15 protein-coding genes are annotated in these 17,511 nt (G+C 74.4%); 5 read left to right on the forward strand and 10 right to left on the reverse strand.

Features of this window, described 5'->3' with window-relative positions:
• Positions 1-16 precede the first annotated feature (16 nt).
• On the forward strand, positions 17-3,190 hold the full coding sequence (locus ACZ53N_RS20745; protein WP_469142297.1) for a bifunctional cytochrome P450/NADPH--P450 reductase: 3,174 nt from the start codon (positions 17-19) through the stop codon (positions 3,188-3,190).
• Positions 3,191-3,275: 85 nt separating this feature from the next.
• A complete protein-coding gene (locus ACZ53N_RS20750) occupies positions 3,276-4,334 on the forward strand; it encodes a phosphatidylinositol-specific phospholipase C domain-containing protein (RefSeq protein WP_469142298.1) in 1,059 nt (352 codons plus the stop codon).
• Positions 4,335-4,352: 18 nt separating this feature from the next.
• Here the strand turns inward: ACZ53N_RS20750 and ACZ53N_RS20755 are convergent, their stop codons facing one another.
• The 6 genes from ACZ53N_RS20755 to egtA form a co-directional block, all read right to left on the reverse strand.
• Positions 4,353-4,577, reverse strand: a complete 225-nt coding sequence (locus ACZ53N_RS20755) for a dodecin (RefSeq protein WP_469142299.1) — start codon at positions 4,575-4,577, stop codon at positions 4,353-4,355.
• Positions 4,578-4,882: 305 nt separating this feature from the next.
• The gene (locus ACZ53N_RS20760) at positions 4,883-5,377 is read right to left on the reverse strand and encodes a universal stress protein (RefSeq protein WP_469142300.1); all 495 of its coding nucleotides are present in this window, start codon (positions 5,375-5,377) and stop codon (positions 4,883-4,885) included.
• The gene (gene egtD, locus ACZ53N_RS20765) at positions 5,374-6,372 is read right to left on the reverse strand and encodes an L-histidine N(alpha)-methyltransferase (RefSeq protein ID WP_469142301.1); all 999 of its coding nucleotides are present in this window, start codon (positions 6,370-6,372) and stop codon (positions 5,374-5,376) included. Before egtD ends, ACZ53N_RS20760 begins: the two co-directional genes overlap by 4 nt.
• On the reverse strand, positions 6,369-7,124 hold the full coding sequence (gene egtC, locus ACZ53N_RS20770) for an ergothioneine biosynthesis protein EgtC (protein WP_469142302.1): 756 nt from the start codon (positions 7,122-7,124) through the stop codon (positions 6,369-6,371). Before egtC ends, egtD begins: the two co-directional genes overlap by 4 nt.
• Entirely contained in the window at positions 7,124-8,449 is a 1,326-nt protein-coding gene (gene egtB / locus ACZ53N_RS20775) for an ergothioneine biosynthesis protein EgtB (protein WP_469142303.1), read from the reverse strand. Before egtB ends, egtC begins: the two co-directional genes overlap by 1 nt.
• Complete coding sequence (gene egtA / locus ACZ53N_RS20780) at positions 8,446-9,726, reverse strand: ergothioneine biosynthesis glutamate--cysteine ligase EgtA (RefSeq protein ID WP_469142304.1); 1,281 nt, start codon at positions 9,724-9,726, stop codon at positions 8,446-8,448. Before egtA ends, egtB begins: the two co-directional genes overlap by 4 nt.
• A gap of 183 nt (positions 9,727-9,909) precedes the next feature.
• Between egtA and ACZ53N_RS20785 the strand changes: the two genes are divergently transcribed.
• A complete protein-coding gene (locus ACZ53N_RS20785; RefSeq protein WP_469142305.1) occupies positions 9,910-11,211 on the forward strand; it encodes a cytochrome P450 in 1,302 nt (433 codons plus the stop codon).
• Here the strand turns inward: ACZ53N_RS20785 and ACZ53N_RS20790 are convergent.
• From ACZ53N_RS20790 to ACZ53N_RS20805, 4 genes are all read right to left on the reverse strand, one after another.
• Positions 11,189-11,944 carry a bestrophin-like domain gene (locus ACZ53N_RS20790; protein WP_469142306.1) on the reverse strand — a complete coding sequence of 252 codons (756 nt, stop codon included), beginning with the start codon at positions 11,942-11,944 and terminating at the stop codon, positions 11,189-11,191. The two genes, ACZ53N_RS20785 and ACZ53N_RS20790, sit on opposite strands and share 23 nt — an antisense overlap.
• An 81-nt stretch (positions 11,945-12,025) precedes the next feature.
• Positions 12,026-12,808 (reverse strand): hypothetical protein, encoded by a 783-nt coding sequence (locus ACZ53N_RS20795; protein ID WP_469142307.1) that lies wholly within the window; start codon positions 12,806-12,808, stop codon positions 12,026-12,028.
• 194 nt (positions 12,809-13,002) lie between these two features.
• The gene (locus ACZ53N_RS20800) at positions 13,003-13,779 is read right to left on the reverse strand and encodes a crotonase/enoyl-CoA hydratase family protein (RefSeq protein ID WP_469142308.1); all 777 of its coding nucleotides are present in this window, start codon (positions 13,777-13,779) and stop codon (positions 13,003-13,005) included.
• A complete protein-coding gene (locus tag ACZ53N_RS20805; RefSeq protein ID WP_469142309.1) occupies positions 13,776-15,422 on the reverse strand; it encodes an acyl-CoA dehydrogenase family protein in 1,647 nt (548 codons plus the stop codon). The genes ACZ53N_RS20800 and ACZ53N_RS20805 overlap by 4 nt, the downstream gene beginning before the upstream one ends.
• A gap of 86 nt (positions 15,423-15,508) precedes the next feature.
• Here ACZ53N_RS20805 and ACZ53N_RS20810 point away from each other — a divergent pair, with 86 nt between their 5' ends.
• Together ACZ53N_RS20810 and ACZ53N_RS20815 are read left to right on the forward strand one after the other, a co-directional pair.
• Positions 15,509-16,255, forward strand: a complete 747-nt coding sequence (locus ACZ53N_RS20810) for a PaaX family transcriptional regulator C-terminal domain-containing protein (protein WP_469142310.1) — start codon at positions 15,509-15,511, stop codon at positions 16,253-16,255.
• A 155-nt stretch (positions 16,256-16,410) separates the two neighbouring features.
• Positions 16,411-17,490 (forward strand): glycosyl hydrolase family 18 protein, encoded by a 1,080-nt coding sequence (locus ACZ53N_RS20815; protein WP_469142311.1) that lies wholly within the window; start codon positions 16,411-16,413, stop codon positions 17,488-17,490.
• Positions 17,491-17,511: the final 21 nt, after the last annotated feature.

Raw genomic sequence — 17,511 nt, forward strand, 5'->3', positions numbered from 1 at the left:
GGACGGTGCCGTCCCCGTGGTGGACATCTCCGCCATCGGCGCCGGCGCCACCCCCGTCCAGCAGGCGATGCGGCTGGCCCGCCGGCACGGCCCGGTCTTCCGGCGCAGGCTGAACGGCCTCGACACCCTCTTCGTCAGCTCGCTCGACCTGGTCACCGAACTCGCCGACGAGGAACGCTTCACCAAGTACATCGGCCCGGCCCTGGAGAACGTCCGTGAGTTCGCCGCCGACGGACTGTTCACCGCGTACAACGACGAGCCCAACTGGGGCAAGGCGCACGACATCCTGATGCCCGCCTTCGCCCTCGGGTCGATGCGCGCCTACCACCCGGCCATGCTGCGGGTCGCCCGCCGCCTCATCTCCTCCTGGGACGCCCGGCTCGGCCGGGGCACGCCCGTGGACGTCCCCGAGGACATGACCCGGATGACGCTCGACACCATCGGCCTCGCCGGGTTCGGGTACGACTTCGAGTCGTTCGCCCGCGAGGAGCCGCACCCCTTCGTCGGCGCCATGGTGCGCTGCCTGGACTGGAGCATGAACGCCCTCGGGCGCGCACCCGGCGGCGACCACAGCGCCGAGGACGAGGCGTTCCGGGCGGACGCCGCCTTCCTCGCCTCTGTCGTCGACGACGTCATCAGCGCCCGTACGGCCGCCGGCGACGACCGCACCGACGACCTCCTCGGCCTCATGCTCGGCGCCCCGCACCCGGCGGACGGCACCACCCTCGACCCCGCCAACATCCGCAACCAGGTCATCACCTTCCTCATCGCCGGCCACGAGACCACCTCCGGGGCGCTGTCCTTCGCACTCCACCACCTGCTGAAGGACCCCGTCGCGCTACGGCTCGCCCAGCGGGAGACGGACGAACTGTGGGGCGACGCCGAGGACCCCGAGCCGACGTTCGAGGACGTCGGGCGGCTGCGCTGGACCCGGCAGGTGCTGAATGAAGCGCTGCGGCTGTGGCCCACCGCCGCCGCCTTCAGCCGCCAGGCCCGCGAGGACACCCTCCTCGGCGGCCGCTACCCGCTGCGCGCGGGGCAGGGCGTCACCGTCCTCACACCGCTGCTCCACCGGGACGCCGTCTGGGGCGACAACCCCGAGCTGTTCGACCCCACCCGCTTCGCCCCCGAGGCGGAGGCGGCCCGCTCCCCGCACGCGTACAAGCCCTTCGGCACGGGAGAACGCGCCTGCATCGGCCGGCAGTTCGCCCTGCACGAGGCCACCATGCTGCTCGGGCTGCTGGTGCACCGCTACCGCTTCATCGACCACACCGGCTACCGGCTGCGGATCAAGGAGACGCTGACCCTCAAGCCGGACGGCTTCACCCTCACCCTCGCCCGCCGCACCCCCGCCGACCGGGCCGAGGTCCGCGCCGCCCTGCCCGGCGGCTCCGCCCCCGCCCCGCGCACGGGCACCGGCACCGGCGACGAACTGCCCACCCGGGCCCGCCAGGGCACCGGACTGCTCGTCCTGCACGGCAGCAACTACGGCACCTGCCGCGACTTCGCCCGCAACCTCGCCGACGAGGCCGCCGCCCTCGGCTTCGACGCCACCGTCGCCCCGCTCGACGCGCACGCCGACGCCCTGCCCACCGACGCGCCCGTCGTCATCGTCGCCGCCTCCTACAACGGCCGGCCGACGGACGACGCGGCCGCCTTCACCCGGTGGGCCGAGACGGCGGCCCCGGACGCCGCCACCGGGGTCACCTACGCCGTCCTCGGCGTCGGCGACCGCAACTGGGCCGCCACCTACCAGCGCGTGCCCACCCTCCTCGACGAACGGCTCGCGGCGCTCGGCGCCACCCGGCTGCTGCCCCGCGCGGAGGCCGACGCCTCGGGCGATCTGACCGGCGCGATCGAGGACTTCGCCCACGCCCTGCGAAGGACGCTCCTGGAACGGCACGGCGACCCGGAATCCATCGGGGCGGACGCTTCCACCTCCGCTTCGCAACCCTCCCGCACCGTCACCGAGATCCCCGGCGACCCGCTCACCGCACTCGCCGACCGGCACGGCATGGTGCCCATGACGGTCACCGAGGCGTACCCCCTCACCGACCCCGCGCATCCGCGCACCAAGCACTTCCTGCGGCTCGCCCTCCCCGACGGGGTGGAGTACCGCACCGCCGACCACCTCGCCGTACTCCCCGCCAACGCCCCGCACGTCGTCGCCCGCGCCGCGGACCTTCTCGGCCTGGACCCGGACACCGTCCTCGACGTGCGGCCGGGCGGTCCGGGCCGGACGGGCCCGGGCACCCTGTCCCTCGACCGGCCGCTGACCGTACGGGAGATCCTCACCCACCACGTCGAGCTGCAGGACCGCCCCACGCCCCGGCAACTGGCCGCCCTCGCCGACCGTCACCCCTGCCCGCCCGAACAGGCCGCCCTGCGCGCCCTGCCCGCCGACGACCCGCGTACCCTCCTGGACCTGATCGAGGACCACCCCGCGCTGCGCGGCACGCTCGGCCCGGCGGCCGTGCCCGACCTGCTGGCGCCCATGCGGCCCCGGATGTACTCCATTTCCTCCTCGCCCGCCGCCACGGGGGCGGGTCACCTCGACCTCATGGTCTCCTTGCTGCGGGCCCCCGCCCGCTCCGGCCGGGGCGAGTACCGGGGCACGGGCTCGGGGCACCTCGCCGGCCTGCGGCCGGGCGACACCGTCCTCGCCCGCGTCCAGCCGTGCCGGGCGGACTTCCGCGTCCCGCACGGGGCCGGGACCCCCGTCGTCATGGTGGCCGCCGGCACGGGCCTCGCCCCCTTCCGGGGCGCGGTCGCCGACCGCCGCGCCCTCCTCGCGGCCGGTGCCGAACTCGCCCCCGCACTGCTGTACTTCGGCTGCGACGCACCGGAGGCGGATTTCCTGCACGCGGCCGAACTGCGCGCCGCCGAGGACGCGGGCGCGGTCTCCCTGCGGCCCGCGTTCAGCGCAGCACCCCGCCCCGGCGGCGCGGAGGGCATCCGCTACGTCCAGCACCGCATCGCCGCCGAGGGGGACGAGGTCTGGGCGCTGCTGGCGGCCGGGGCGCGCGTGTACGTGTGCGGCGACGGCGCCCGGATGGCACCGGGCGTCCGCGCGGCCCTGCGCGAGCTGTACGCCCGCCGGACGGGCGCGGACACCACCGCCTGCGACGCCTGGCTGCGCGAGCTGACCGAAGCGGGCCGCTATGTGGAGGACGTCTACGGGATGGGCTGAGCAACCCCCGTTCCCGCCACTTGATCAACTCCCGTACCCTGCTCCTCGTTCGTAACAGAAAGACAGAACGAAAGCGGTGGGGGACATGCGCGCAGTCACGCGTACGGGAATGGTCGCGGTGGCGGCAGCGGCGGCGGTCGCCACGACGGTGGCCCCGGCGGGGGCACGGACCACGGGCGCGGCGACGGGCACCGCCGCCGCGCCCTACTCCGCGACGACGTCCGTCGGCCTCCACAACGCCTACCTCCAGGACAAGTACCCCTACTTCGCCGACGCCCTCGACTCCGGGGCCTCGCTCCTCGAACTCGACGTCTGGACGAACGGCTTCGGCGGCCGCGCCTTCCGCGTCTCGCACGCCAACCCGGTGCGCAACGCCAACAACTGCGAGGGCGCCACGTCCCCCGCCGAGCTGCGCACCAAGTCCCGCAACCAGCCCCTCTCCGGCTGCCTCGCGGACATCCGGGCCTGGCACGACGCCAACCCCGGCCACCGGCCCGTCTTCCTCAAGGTGGAGATGAAGGACGGCTTCAACGCGGACAGCGGACGCGGCCCCGCCGAACTGGACGCCCTGCTCACCGAGAAGCTCGGCGACGCCCTCTACCGGCCCGCCGACCTCGCGGCCGGCCACGCCGACCTCGACCAGGCCGTACGGGCCGGCGGCTGGCCCAGCCGGTCGGCGCTCGCGGGCAAGTTCGTCGTCGAGCTGATCCCCGGCACGGTGGAGGAGGGCAACCCCGCCGACCGGCTGTGGACGGACCGGGAGTACGCCACACACCTGCGCGACCTCGCCGCCGCCGGCCGGCTCCGCCAGGCCGGGGCCTTCCCCGCCGTCCACGGCGCGGTGGCCGGCGACCCGCGCACGCGTTACGCCGACCCCACCATCCGCCCGTGGTTCGTGGTCTTCGACGGTGACGCCGCCACCTACGCCAAGGGCGGCATCGACACCGCCTGGTACGACAACCGGCACTACCTCGTCGTCATGACCGACGCGCACAAGGTGCCGCCCGTCATCGACGGCACCAAGCCGACCGAGGCGGAGGCGCGCGCCCGCGTCGCCCTCATGGCCAGGGCCCACGCCAGCTTCGCGACCGCCGACTGGCACCCGCTGCCGCAGGTCCTCTCCACGGTGGTCCCCCGCGGCTGACCGGTCCGGGCGCCGGGATCAGGCGCTGTCCTCCAGCCGGAAGCCGACCTTCAGGCCCACCTGGTAGTGACCGACCTTGCCTTCCTCGAAGTGCCCCCTGATCTGTGTGACCTCGAACCAGTCAAGGTTCCGCAGTGTCTGCGAGGCACGCGCGAGCCCGTTGCGAACGGCTGCGTCCACGCCGTCCGGGGAGGAACCGACGATCTCGGTCACGCGGTAGGTGTGGCTGTTGTGGTGCGTCATGGGTGCTCTCCGGGCGACTGGGCGGCCTTGACACCTCCACCGTCGTGCACGCGACGGTACGGCGCGAGGCAAGCGCCGCCTTTGGCGTGGCCCGCCGGACCGGGACGGTCGGGGTGAGGCCCCCGGCCTGCCCGCCGGGCGCCGGCGGCGCCGTTCCGGCTGGGTGGGCGGCGGCGCCACGCGCGGCGGCGTGCGGGCCGAGCGCCGTTGTCGGTGTGCCCGCAGGGCCGGGGTGGGCTCCGGAGGCCGCCCGCCGGGCGCCGGCGGCGGTGCCGTCCCGATCGGGTGACCCGAGGCCGGCAGGCCTACGGCACCACCGTGACCGGCCAGCGCCCCGCCTTGACCAGGCGGACCGCCACCGAGCCGACGATGCGGTGGCCGGCCCGCTCGGAGGCGCCCACCACGACCGCGTCCGCCGTGAGGTCGTCGGCCGCCCGCACCAGGCCGCTGTAGGGGTCGCCGCGGAAGGTGTGGAACTGCCAGCGCACCTCGAAGATGCCGCGCAACCGCTCCGCCTGGGTACGGATCTCGGCCATCAGCTCCTCGGCGATCTCCTCCGTCGCCTCCACGACGGACATGCCCAGTGCCGCGCCGCCCGCGAGCACCGGCTGGACGTAGACGAGCGCGAGCAGCGCGTTCTGCCGACGGGCCAGGCCCGCCGCGTAGGCCGCGGCGCGCCATGACGAGTCGGAGCCGTCCACGCCGACGACGATCACCTTCGGGCCGTCCGTGCCGCGCTCGAAGCCGGCCGACCGGTCGTCGGCGTGGGACGTGTTCTCTTCGCTGTTCCCCTGGTTCACACCCCCGAGGCTAGTCCTGCCCCGCCCCCGGATTCGTCCGGCACCGACAACGACAGGGCGAAGCGGCCCTCTTCGTCCGTCCACCAGTGGCTCATGCGCAGTCCGGCCTCCGCCAGCTCGCCGGCGACCCCGTCCCGGCGGAACTTCGCCGACACCTCCGTGCGCAGTTCCTCGCCCGCCGCGAAGTGGACCGCGAGGTCCAGCGCGGGGATCTTCGCCACGAGCGCCGTACGGGCCCGCAGCCGCATCTCGATCCACTCCTGTCGCGCGTCCCACCGGGCCACGTGCGCGAAGTCGTCGGGGTCGAAGTCCGCGCCGAGCTCGCGGTTGACGACGGCGAGGACGTTCTTGTTGAAGGCGGCCGTCACCCCGGCCGCGTCGTCGTACGCGGCGACCAGCGTCCGCTCGTCCTTCACGAGGTCCGTGCCGAGCAGCAGGGCGTCGCCGGGGGCGAGCTCGGAGCGTACGGCCGTGAGGAACGCCACCCGCTCGGCGGGCAGCAGATTGCCGATGGTGCCGCCGAGGAAGGCGACCAGGCGCGGGCCGGGGGTCCGGGGCAGCGCCAGGCCGTACTGGAAGTCGGCGACGAGGGCGTGCACGGTCAGTGAAGGGTGCTCGGCGAGCAGCGTGCCGGCCGCGCCCCGCAGGGCGCTCTCGCTGACGTCGACGGGCACGTAGTGGTCCAGGGCGGGCAGCGCCCGGATGAGGTGGCGGGTCTTGTCGGAGGACCCCGAGCCCAGCTCCACGAGCGTACGGGCGCCGGTGGCCTCGGCGATCTCCGGGGCGCGGCCGATGAGGATCTCCCGCTCGGCGCGCGTCGGATAGTACTCGGGCAGCAGGGTGATCTCGTCGAACAGTTCACTGCCCCGGGCGTCGTAGAACCACTTCGGCGGCAGTTCCTTGGGGGTTCGGGTGAGCCCCGTGGCGACGTCCGCGCGCAGGGCCGCGGCGGTCGCGTCGAGGGGGAGGGTGCGGGTCAGGGCGAACGGGCTCACAGACAGGGCTCCTTGAGCGTGCGCAGCGTGATGTCGGTGGGGGTCGCGGTGAGGAGGGTGCGGTCGGGGACCTCCACCCAGCGCGGATCGTCGTCGTACGGCTCGGAGGCCACGGCCGTCCGGCCGTCCGGCCCGCTGAGGTACCAGAGGGTGTCCCCCCAGGCGGTGGCGGCTATCGCGGTGCCGTCGGTGAGCAGGAGGTTGAGCCGGGAGCCGGGGGCGGCGTCGGCCAGCGCCCGGACCGTCCCGGCCAGCGCCGGCCCCATCGCCTCGCCCTCCCGCAGCCGGTGTTCCACGAGGGCCCAGACGAACGCGGAGTCACAGCGCGCGGCCAGCCGCAGCAGCGCCGCCGGGGGCAGCAGCGCCGCGAGCGGCGCCGCGGTGTCCGGCCATCCGGTCAGCGCGCCGTTGTGGCTGAACAGCCACGGCCCGGCCGTGAACGGGGCCGCGCCCGCCTCCCCGTCCGGGTCCGCGACGGTCGCGTCCCGCACCGAGGCGAGCAGTGCCCCGGTGCGGACGACCCGGGCCAGGTCGAGGAACGAGCCGTCCGCCCAGATCGGCCCGGCCCGCCGGTAGCGCGCGGGCACCGGGTCGCCCGCCGCGTACCAGCCGACGCCGAACCCGTCGGCGTTGACCGTCCCGTGCAGCTGCCGCCGAGGCGCCCACGACTGCCTCAGCAGCGAGTGCGGGGGCGCGAGGACGCTCTCGCCGAGGGGTGCTTCGGGCCCCACGACGGCCAGATGGCGGCACATCAGGCGGGTTCCGCGTCACGGGCGGTACGGAAACCCGCGAAGATCTGCCGGCGCACCGGCAGGTCCCAGTTGCGGAACGTCCCCCGGCAGGCGACGGCGTCGACGGCGAAGGAGCCGCCGCGCAGCACCTTGTGGGAATCGCCGAAGAAGACCTCGGAGTACTCCCGGTAGGGAAACGCCCGGAAACCGGGGTAGGGCAGGAAATCGCTCGACGTCCACTCCCACACGTCACCGATCAACTGCCGCACACCCAGCGGCGAGTCACCCGCGGCATAGGCCCCGACCGGCGCCGGCCGCAGATGGCGCTGACCGAGATTGGCCCGCTCGGGGGTGGGGTCGGCGTCACCCCACGGATAGCGCAGCGAGCGGCCGGAGACGGGGTCGTGGCGGGCCGCCTTCTCCCACTCCGCCTCCGTGGGCAGCCGCCGCCCCGCCCACGCCGCGTACGCCGCCGCCTCGTACCAGCCGACGTGCAGCACGGGCTCGTCCGGCGGTACGGGCTCGACCACCCCGAACCGTCGCCGCACCCAGCCGGTGCCCTCGCGCCGCCAGAACAGCGGCGCCTCCAGCCCGTGCCGGCGGACCTGCTCCCAGCCCTCGGGATGCCACCAGCGCGGGTCGGCGTAGCCCCCGTCGCCGATGAAGCGCAGATACGCGCCGTTGCTCACCGGCAGCGTGTCGATGAAGAACGACGGCACGAAGCGGTGGTGCGCGGGCCGTTCGTTGTCCAGGGCCCACGGCTCGGTGGAGGTGCCCATCGTGAACGGGCCGCCCTCGACGCGCACCTCCGGCGGCAGCAGCGCCGCGTCCGGCGCGGCCGGCGGCGGCTCGGGTGCCGAGAGCGCGGCCGGGCCGCGGCGCAGCTGATGGGTGATGAGCATGGTCTCGTCGTGCTGCTGCTCGTGCTGCGCGATCATGCCGAAGGCGAAGCCCGCCTCCAGCAGCGGCCCGCCGCGCAGCGGGGCGCTGTGCAGCACGTCCAGGACCCGGTCACGGACGTCCGCGACATAGCCCCGGGCCTCGGCGGGCGCCAGCAGCGGCAGCGTCGGCCGCTCGGCACGCGGGTGCTCGAACGCGTCGTACACCGAGTCGATCTCGGGCCGCAGCGCGTCGTGGCCGCCCACGGTGCGCAGCAGCCACTGCTCCTCCTGATTGCCGATGTGGGCGAGGTCCCAGACCAGCGGGGACATCAACGGCGAATGCTGGGCGGTCAGTTCCCGCTCGTCCACGCAGGCGGTGAGGACACGGGTCCGCTCGCGGGCCGTGAGAAGGGCGTCCACGGCCCGCGAGCGGAACAGGTCGGGATCCGGGCCGGGGGCGCTCATGGGCGGACCTCCTTGCCGTTCACCCGGTCGAGCAGATCGTCGGCGGGACATCGGTGGCGGTCCACATAGCGGGCGGTGAAGGCGTCGACGGCGTCGAGGACGTGCGGCGGGGCACCGAGCCGGGGGAGCGCCTCACGGGCCGCGGCGAAGCAGACGGTGGCGGCGGCGTGCAGCTCCGGATCGGCCAGCCCGAACCGGGCGGCGTTGCGCCACAGCGGATTGCGGGGCGCCGGATCGGTGCCCGCCGTGTCCGCGAGCGCTTTGACCGCGCGGTAGGCCGTCTCGGTGGCCACGGGGTCGTCGAAGAGCGCGGCGGTGACGGCCAGCGGCACCAGCCAGCCCTCCTCCCCGGGCTGCGCGTCGATCATGCGCAGTTCCAGATGCCCCCGCGGCCGTATCGGCGGGAACAGCGTGGTCAGGTGGTAGGCGACATCGTCGACCGTCGGCGGCCGGGGCCGCCCGGTACGGGTCCAGCGGCGCAGGTTCAGTCCCTCGGGGGGGTCCCAGGGCCCGTCCTCGGAGCGCAGCACCATCACCGGCGCCTCGAGCGCGTACGCCCCGTAGGCCGACCGCGGGTCGAGACGGTCGGACGGGGCCAGGGTGCGCCCGGGGTCCGTCCGCCCGTAACAGGCCTGCCGGGTCGAGCGCCAGCCCGTGGGACGGCCCATGTGCAGCGGGGAATTGGCGAACGAGGCGACCAGGACCGCGCCCAGCAGATGCGCCAGCGCCCAGCGGCGCCCGTAGCCGAGCGGTCCGGGCTCCTCGTACCCCGCGTCCACACAGACCTGGACGGACGCCGTACGGCACATGATCGTGTACCCGGCGTCGTTCCACCGGCCGTAGTAGTTCTCCATGGCGTCGTAGCGCGGATCGTGCACGACCCGGGACGGTTCGTGCCAGGGAGCCTTGCCGTACCCGGCGAGGACGAGCCCGAGATCGCTCAGCTCGGCGCGGGCGAGGGCGAGGTCCGCCGAGACCTCCGTGACACAGGAGGCCAGCGAGCTCGCGGGCTGCGAGGAGAATTCCAGCTGGCCGCCGGGCTCGACGGTCAGCAGCGATTTCAGCGGCAGCGCGCGCAGCCGGTCGGCGGCGGCCGCGAGCCGGGGCGGGGCGACCGGGCGCAGGGGGTCGCGCCCGTCGTGGACGAGCCATTCCAGTTCGACACCGAGCAACCGGGGCGGCCCGGTCTTGAAGCAGATGCCCCGCACATAGGCGTCCGCGTCGGCCGCGTCGACGAGCCGGTCGCGGTCCTCTCTGAGGTCCTTGCTGTCGGTCACGGTCCGTACCTCCCGTACGTTCGGTCCGTACCACCTAAACCACTGCATGCCCGCTGCTTCAAGAGTGCATGGGGGCGCGAACCAGCCGTCACGCCGTCCGGGCCGGCCGGACGGCATCGGGCCACCAGGACATTGTGGCCACCCCTTGACGCCTCCGCCAGGGGAGGACCTACCGTCCGTGAGGTGACTTCACACGAGGTGACCGCCGACGTCTTCCTTTCCGAGACCTATGCGCGCGGCGTGCCCTACGCCCGCTACCGGGAGCTGCGGGACATCGCCCCGGTGTGCCGGATCGGGGAACCGGCCGTCGGACCCTGGCCCGCCGGCCCCGGCTTCTGGGCGGTCTTCCGGCACGCCGACGTCAAACATGTGCTGCGGACCCCCGAGGTCTTCTCCTCGTACGCGGGCGCCACCCAGATCGCCGACCCGGAGACCGAGAACGACCTCGTCTTCCTGCGGAGCATGATGCTCAACCAGGACCCGCCCGCCCACGCGCGGCTGCGGCGCATCGTCTCCGCCGCCTTCACCCCCCGTGCGGTGCGGGAGCTGGAGGCCGTCGTCGAGGCGCGGGCGCACGCCCTCGTCGACTCCGTCGCCGGCCTCGGCGCCACGGACTACGTGGAGCTGGCCGCGGACCTGCCCGTCTGGACCCTCGCCCACCTCATGGGCGTGCCCGAGGAGGACCGTCGGCTGCTGTACGACTGGTCCAACCGGGTGATCGGCTACCAGGACACCGACCGCGCCGGCTCGAACACCGCCGACGCGGGGAAGCTGAGCCCGATGGGCCGCGCGGCCCTCGCCCACCGGCCGGCCACGCTCACCCGAGCCGACGGGAGTGTGGCCGCCCCGCGCACCCGTGAGGCCCTCGCCGACATGTTCGTCTACGCCCACGCCCTGGCGGACCACGCCCGGCCCGGCAGCATCATGGCCCAGATGCGCGAAGGCGGCCTGACCCGGGACGAGTTCGAAACCATGTTCCTGCTGTTCGCGACGGCCGGGAACGAGACGCTGCGCAACGGGATCCCCGGTGGCCTCAAGTCGCTCCTCGACCACCCCGACCAGTACGCCCTGCTGCGGGAGCGCGAGGACCTGATGCCGTCCGCGGTGGAGGAGGTGCTGCGCTTCTGGCCGCCCGTCATGGACTTCCGGCGCACCGCCACCCGGGACACCGAGCTCGGCGGCCGGCGCATCCGGCGCGGCGAGAAGGTCGTCGTCTTCCACGCCTCCGCCAATCGCGACGAGCGCGTCTTCAGCGACCCCGATCGCTTCGACATCACCCGCACCCCCAACGACCACGTCAGTTTCGGCTTCGGCCCGCACTTCTGCCTGGGCGCCCACCTCGCGCGCGTACAAATGCGGACCATGCTGCGGGTCACGATCGACCGGCTCCCCGGCCTGGAGCGGGCGGGTGAGGCCGTCCGGCTGGCGTCCAACTTCCAGAACGGCCTCAAGCGCCTGCCGGTCAGATGGCGAACAGATCGGTGAACGGGCCGGACGCGTCCGCGACACTGTGCCCGAAGGGGGAGTTGAAGTCCCAGACGAGGAAGAGGAGGAAAGAGATCAGCGCGCTGTAGAGCCCCGCCAGCAGCAGCTCGCGGGGCGAACGCCGGATCTGCAGCGTGAAGATCAGTCCCACGGCGACCAGCGCCCCCGCGATCAGGCCGAACCACACCACGCCCGGCAGCGTCGGCTCCGCGTTCTGCCCCCGTCCGACGCGCGCCGCGTCCGCCGCCGAGACCTGGTCCAGCAGTGGCTGATAGTGCTGCCCCTCCTGGTCGCTGCGCGGCACGTACGAGGTCACGTCCTGGCGCACCTTGGCCAGCAGCTCCGCACCCTTGTCGGTGAGTTCGCCCTCGTCCAGCATGTGCCGCCACTCGGTGTGCACGACGTACGTCACATACGTCTCGACGTCCTCGCGCGTACGGTCCCGGGTGGCCGGGGCGTACGCCGCCACCCGCTCACTGACCTCGTGCAGGGCCTGCGCCTCGGCCGCGACCGCCTGCTGCGCGCCGTTGCGTGCCTCCCAGACACCGGCGATGGCGAGGCCCAGCACGATGGCGTAGACCACGCCGACCATCATCGTCATGTACTCGATGACGTCGGGGGTCTGGCTCGGGTCGTCGTCCGCTCCGAGCCTGCGCTCTCTGACGACGGTGATGGTCAGGACGACGGCGCACGCGGCGGCCATAGCGATGGCCAGGACCAGCCATTCGGACAAGGGAACCTCCGGGATCGAACAGGGGGTTTCGGGGCGGGAAGGGATTTTCGGGGGCGGGGAAGGGACGGACGATCGGGGCGGTCAGCGCCGCCCGCTGCCGCCGCGGGGCCGCAGCAGCGCGGCCGTGAGCACGGCGGGGGCCGTGAGCAGCAGCATCAGCGTGACCATCGAGGTCCCGCCGTCGGGTGTCCTGGTCTCGGCCCGGTGGTAGGCGCGCGGTGCGATCCGGGCGGGCCTCGCCCTCGGCACGGGGGAGGGCGGCGGTGGGGGAGCGGCCCGGGCCGCGGGAGGCGCCGGCGCCGGCGCCTCGCCGCCTTGGGCCAGGACGGGGACGGGGCGTGGGGGCGATGCGGGGGCCGGCGGGGCCGGGGGAGCGGGGGCCGGTTTCACGGCCGGTGGGACCGGTGGGACCGGTGCGGGGCGGATGACGGCCGCGGGCTTCGGGCGAGGCGCCCGTGGGCCGCAGATCCGCACCACGGTCGCGCTCCCCGCGGTGCGTGCGCTGACGGACAGGCACCCGTCGCCGTCGCGGACCACGGCGGAGGACAGTCCGTCGCCCGTGACGGCGGTCACCGTGCGGGCCCGCCGACCGTCGGACGCCCCGGTGCGACGACGCCCCTCGTGGATGACGACGGAGGACGAGCCGTCGTGTGCAGTGACGTTCACTCCGTGGGAGCGGCGGACGGCCGACGCGCCGTCGAAGACATGGCCGTTCGCGGCGTGACCGGGCGCCGCGAACGCCGGAGGCTCCGCGGCCGGTGGGCCGTCGGCCTCACCGCCCCACGCGGGCCCGGACCCCGCTGTCGCCAGTACGGCCACGAAGGCCACGATCCCCGCTCGCCCTGTCGGCGCCCGTCCGTTCACGACGGAGATCTTCCGGTGCCCGCGCTCCCCTTGGTCGCGTCCTGGACCAAATCCCTCCGATGGGATGAACAACTGTGTGCGTTGTGTGTGCGTCATCCCGGGCAATGTGGACTTAATGGCCGGACGTTCAGCGGGAATTCACCCCGACGGGCCCGGCGTGCGGAGCCCGGTCACCCCGGGCAGTGCGCCCCTCCTCATCGCCCCGAGAAGTCCCCGTGCCGCCCCGCGCCCGCCGCGAAGCGCGCCGCGCCCTCGGCGGCCTCGGCCAACGCCGCCCGGCCCCGGTCGAATTCGGCGGCCAGCGCGGCCTGCTCCGTCAGCCCCTCCTGGTCCAGGGCGGAGGCCCGATCGCCGCGCAGGCACGTCTGCGGGAAGCGGGCGATCTCCGCCGCCAGCTCCTCGGCCGCCGCCCGGGCCCCGCCCGGCGGGGTGAGCCGGCCCACGAGCCCGATGGCAAGGGCCTCCGCCGCCGGCACCGGGCGGCCCGTCAGGATCATGTCCAGGGCCCGGCCCGTGCCGACGATCCGGGGCAGCCGGACCGTACCGCCGTCGATCAGCGGCACGCCCCAACGGCGGCAGAAGACGCCGAAGACCGCGTCCTCCTCCGCCACCCGAAGATCGCACCACAGGGCCAGCTCCAGCCCGCCCGCCACCGCGTGGCCGCTCACCGCGGCGATCACCGGCTTGGACAGCCGCAGCCGGGTGGGGCCCATCGGGCCGTCACCGTCGGGTGCGACCCGGTTGCCGCGCGCCGTGCCGAGCGCCTTGAGGTCCGCTCCCGCGCAGAACGTGCCGGCCTCGCCCCACAGCACCGCGACCCGCGCGCCGTCGTCGGCCTCGAACGCCCGGAAGGCGTCGGCCAGTTCCCGGGCCGTCGGCCCGTCCACGGCGTTGCGGACCGCGGGCCGGGACAGGACGACGGTGGTGACGGGCCCCCGGCGCTCGGTACGGACCGCCGGGCCGTCCGTCACAGGGAGTCCTTCGCCACCGCGCGGTCGATGATCGGCCCCAGGTCCGTGCCCGTCGGCAGGGTGCCGAACGCGTGCCCCCACTCCCCGCCCAGCCGGGACGCGCAGAAGGCGTCCGCGACGGCCGGAGTGCTGTGCCGTACGAGCAGGCTGCCCTGGAGGACCAGCGTGAGCTGCTCCGCCAGCCGGCGGGCGAGCAACTGGGCCCGGTGCGGGTCCGACAGCGAACCGAGCAGCTCGCGCACCCGTGCCACCGCCGCGTCGAGGCGGGCGTCCGCCCCGGCCGCCGCGTCGACCTCCGCGAAGTAGGCGTCCAGCCCCGCCGGTTCCTTGGCCAGGGCGCGCAGCACGTCCAGGGCCGCCACATTGCCCGAGCCCTCCCAGATGGAGAGCAGCGGCGCCTCCCGGTACAGCCGCGGCATGCCGGACTCCTCGACGTAGCCGTTGCCGCCGAGGCACTCGAGCGCCTCGGCGGCGTGCGCGCTGCCGCGCTTGCAGACCCAGTACTTGCCCGCCGCCAGCGCGAGCCGTCGCAGGGCGGCCTCGGAGGCGTCGCCCGCCTCGGAGGCGTCCAGCGCCGCCGCGAGCCGCATCGCGAGCAGCGTCGCCGCCTCGGACTCGACGGCGAGGTCCGCCAGGACGTTGCGCATCAGCGGCTGGTCGATCAGCTCGGCGCCGAACGCCCGCCGGTGCGCGGTGTGGTGCAGGGCCTGCCGCAGACCCGCGCGCATGCCGGCCGCCGAGCCGATGACGCAGTCGAGCCGGGTCATGTTGACCATCTCGACGATCGTCCGCACTCCCCGGCCGAGTTCGCCGACCGGCCAGGCCACGGCCCGCTCGTACTCGATCTCCGCCGAGGCGTTGGAGCGGTTGCCGAGCTTGTCCTTCAGCCGCTGCAGCCGCATCGCGTTGCGGGTGCCGTCCGGCAGCACGCGCGGCATGAGGAAGCAGGTCAGGCCCTCTCGCGTCTGGGCCAGCACCAGGAAGACATCGCTCATCGGCGCGGACGTGAACCACTTGTGGCCGGTGATCGCGTACGAGCCGTCGCCCGTCGGCACGGCCGTCGTCGTATTGACCCGCACGTCCGAGCCGCCCTGCTTCTCCGTCATCGACATGCCGGCGATCAGGCCCCGCTTGCCCAACGGGGGCCGCAGCCCGTAGTCGTAACTGCGCGACGCGAGCAATGGTTCGTAGAGCGCCGCGAGCTCGGGCTGGGCGCGCAGCGCGGGGACGGCGGCGTACGTCATGGAGATCGGGCAGCCGTGGCCCGGCTCGGCCTGGGCCCAGACGTAGAACTTCGCGGCGCGCACCAGATGTGCCCCGGGCCGGGCCTCCACCCAGGGCGCGGCGTGCTGGCCGCTCTCCACGGCCGCCGCCATCAGCCGGTGCCAGGCGGGGTGGAACTCCACCTCGTCGAGGCGGTGGCCGAAGCGGTCGTGGGTGCGCAGCACCGGCGGATGCGCCTCGGCGAGCCGCGACTGCTCCTGCGTCTCCTCCGATCCGGCCCGTGCGCCCAGCTCGCGCACCTCCGCCTCGCCCCAGTCACCGCCGTCCCGGCGCAGCGCCTCCAGCAGCGCCGGATCGTCGGCCGTGGTGAAGCCGGTCAGGGGCGGAGCCTGGTTGAGGACTTCGTGCGTGGCGCTCACAGCGACCTCCGAGGGGTGCGTACGGCCAGGTATTACAGTTTCATGATGCGTGATACAGGACTGTAATGGATAGGGTTTCGGCAATCATGGACGCCACCGACCTCCTCGCCCTGCCGCCGCTGACCGCGCGCTCGATCGTGCTCTCCACCCTCCTCGGCCACCACCCGCCCGCCCTGCCCGCCCGTGCCCTCGTCCGCGTCGGCGAACTCTTCGGCACCGCCGAGGGCACCGTCCGCACCGCCCTCACCCGGATGGTCGCCGCCGGTGACCTGGAACAACGCGACGGCACGTACCGGCTCACCGACCGCCTCCTCGCCCGCCAGACCCGGCAGGACGACAGCCGGGCCCCGCGCACCCGCCCCTGGGACGGCGACTGGGAGATCGCCGTCGTCACCGGCGAACGCCGCTCCGCCACCGACCGCGCCGCCCTCCGCCAGGCCATGGCCGCCCTCCGCCTGGCCGAGCTGCGCGAGGGCTGCTGGCTGCGCCCGGCCAACCTCGTGCGTACCCACTCCGACGTCGTCGACGAGCAGTGCACCCGGCTCACCGGCGTCCCCGAGGGCGATCCGGCCGCGCTCGCCGCGACCCTGTGGGACCTCGACGGCTGGGCGGCGCGGGCCCGCGTGCTGGAGGAGGCGCTGCGGGAGGAGCGGACCGAGAACCTCGCGGACCGCTTCATGGTCTCGGCGGCGGTCCTGCGCCACCTCCTCGCCGACCCGGTGCTCCCGGCCGCCCTGCTCCCCGAGAACTGGCCCGGCGACCGGCTGCGGCGCCGCTACGAAAGCACTGACCGTGACTTCCGCGACCTGCTGCTGCGGCACATCGGGGGCTAGGGCCCCAGGGGGCTGGTCGTGGCCGGGCTCAGCCAGAACCAGCCCGTCCGGCGTTTGAGGACGCGCCCGCAGGGCGCCCGCCGCCGCAGGCGGCACCGGCCGCCCGCAGCAGGTGCCCGGATGCGGCGCAAGCCACCCCGTACGACGCTGAGCCCATGCTCCGCAGACGCGTGGCCGTCCTGGCCACGGCCCTCGCCCTCGCCGGCTCGCCCCTGCCCGCCGCCGCCGAGCCGCCGGCGCCCGCGAAACGCACCGTGTCGGCCTGGCTGCCGTACTGGGAACCCGGCGCCTACCGGGACGCCCTCGCCCACGCCGACCAGCTCCACACGGTCAGCCCGTTCTGGTACGAGGCCACCGCCGCCGACCGCGTCACGGCCCACCCGGGCGCCGCTGACCGGGCCGTGATCGACGGGCTGCACCGGGCCGGGATCAAGGTCGTGCCGACCGTCACCGAAAGCCTCGACGCGGCCGCGATGGCAGGGCTGATGGAGAACCCGAAGGCCCGGGCCACCCACGTCGACACCCTGGTCCGCCTCGCCACCGCCCACCCCTACGACGGTCTCGACCTCGACTACGAGCGGATGAACGAGCCCACCGCCGCCCCGGCCCTCGTCGAACGCGTCCGCACCGGCTTCAACACCCTGATCAGCGAGCTGTGCGACCGTCTGCACGCCCTGCGCAAGGAATGCGTGGCCGCCGTCTTCCCCCGCTCCGCCTCCCGCGACGACGGGCCCGTCCACGACTACGCGCACCTGGGCCGCGCCCTCGACCGGCTGCGGATCATGGGCTACAACCTGCACAACGCCCTCGACGCCCCCGGCCCGCTCTCCAGCCCCGACTGGTACGCGGACGTCCTGCGGTACGCCACCGCGCGGGTCCCGGCACGGAAGATCGAGATGGGGATCCCGGCCTACGGCTGGGACCACAGGGTGGCGGACCCCGCCCGCGCCACCCACCGCACCTCGCGCGAGGCCGAGGCGCTGCGCCGCCGCGTCGGCGCCCCCTACGCCCTCGACCCCGTCTCCCGGACACCGCACTTCACCTACACCGAGGGCGGCCGACGGCGCGAGGTCTGGTACCAGGACGCCCGCGGCATCGCCGCCCACCTGCCCGTACTGGCCCGGTACGGGGTCACGGGGACCGCGCTGTGGGCGCTGGACTTCGAGGAGCCCGGGCTGTGGCCGGTCCTCGCCGCGGCGCCCACGCGGGGTGCGGGGAATATGAGCAGTCGGTGACAGTTGCGCCGTTCACAGGCC

Source organism: Streptomyces sp. NPDC033229 (assembly GCF_055576875.1).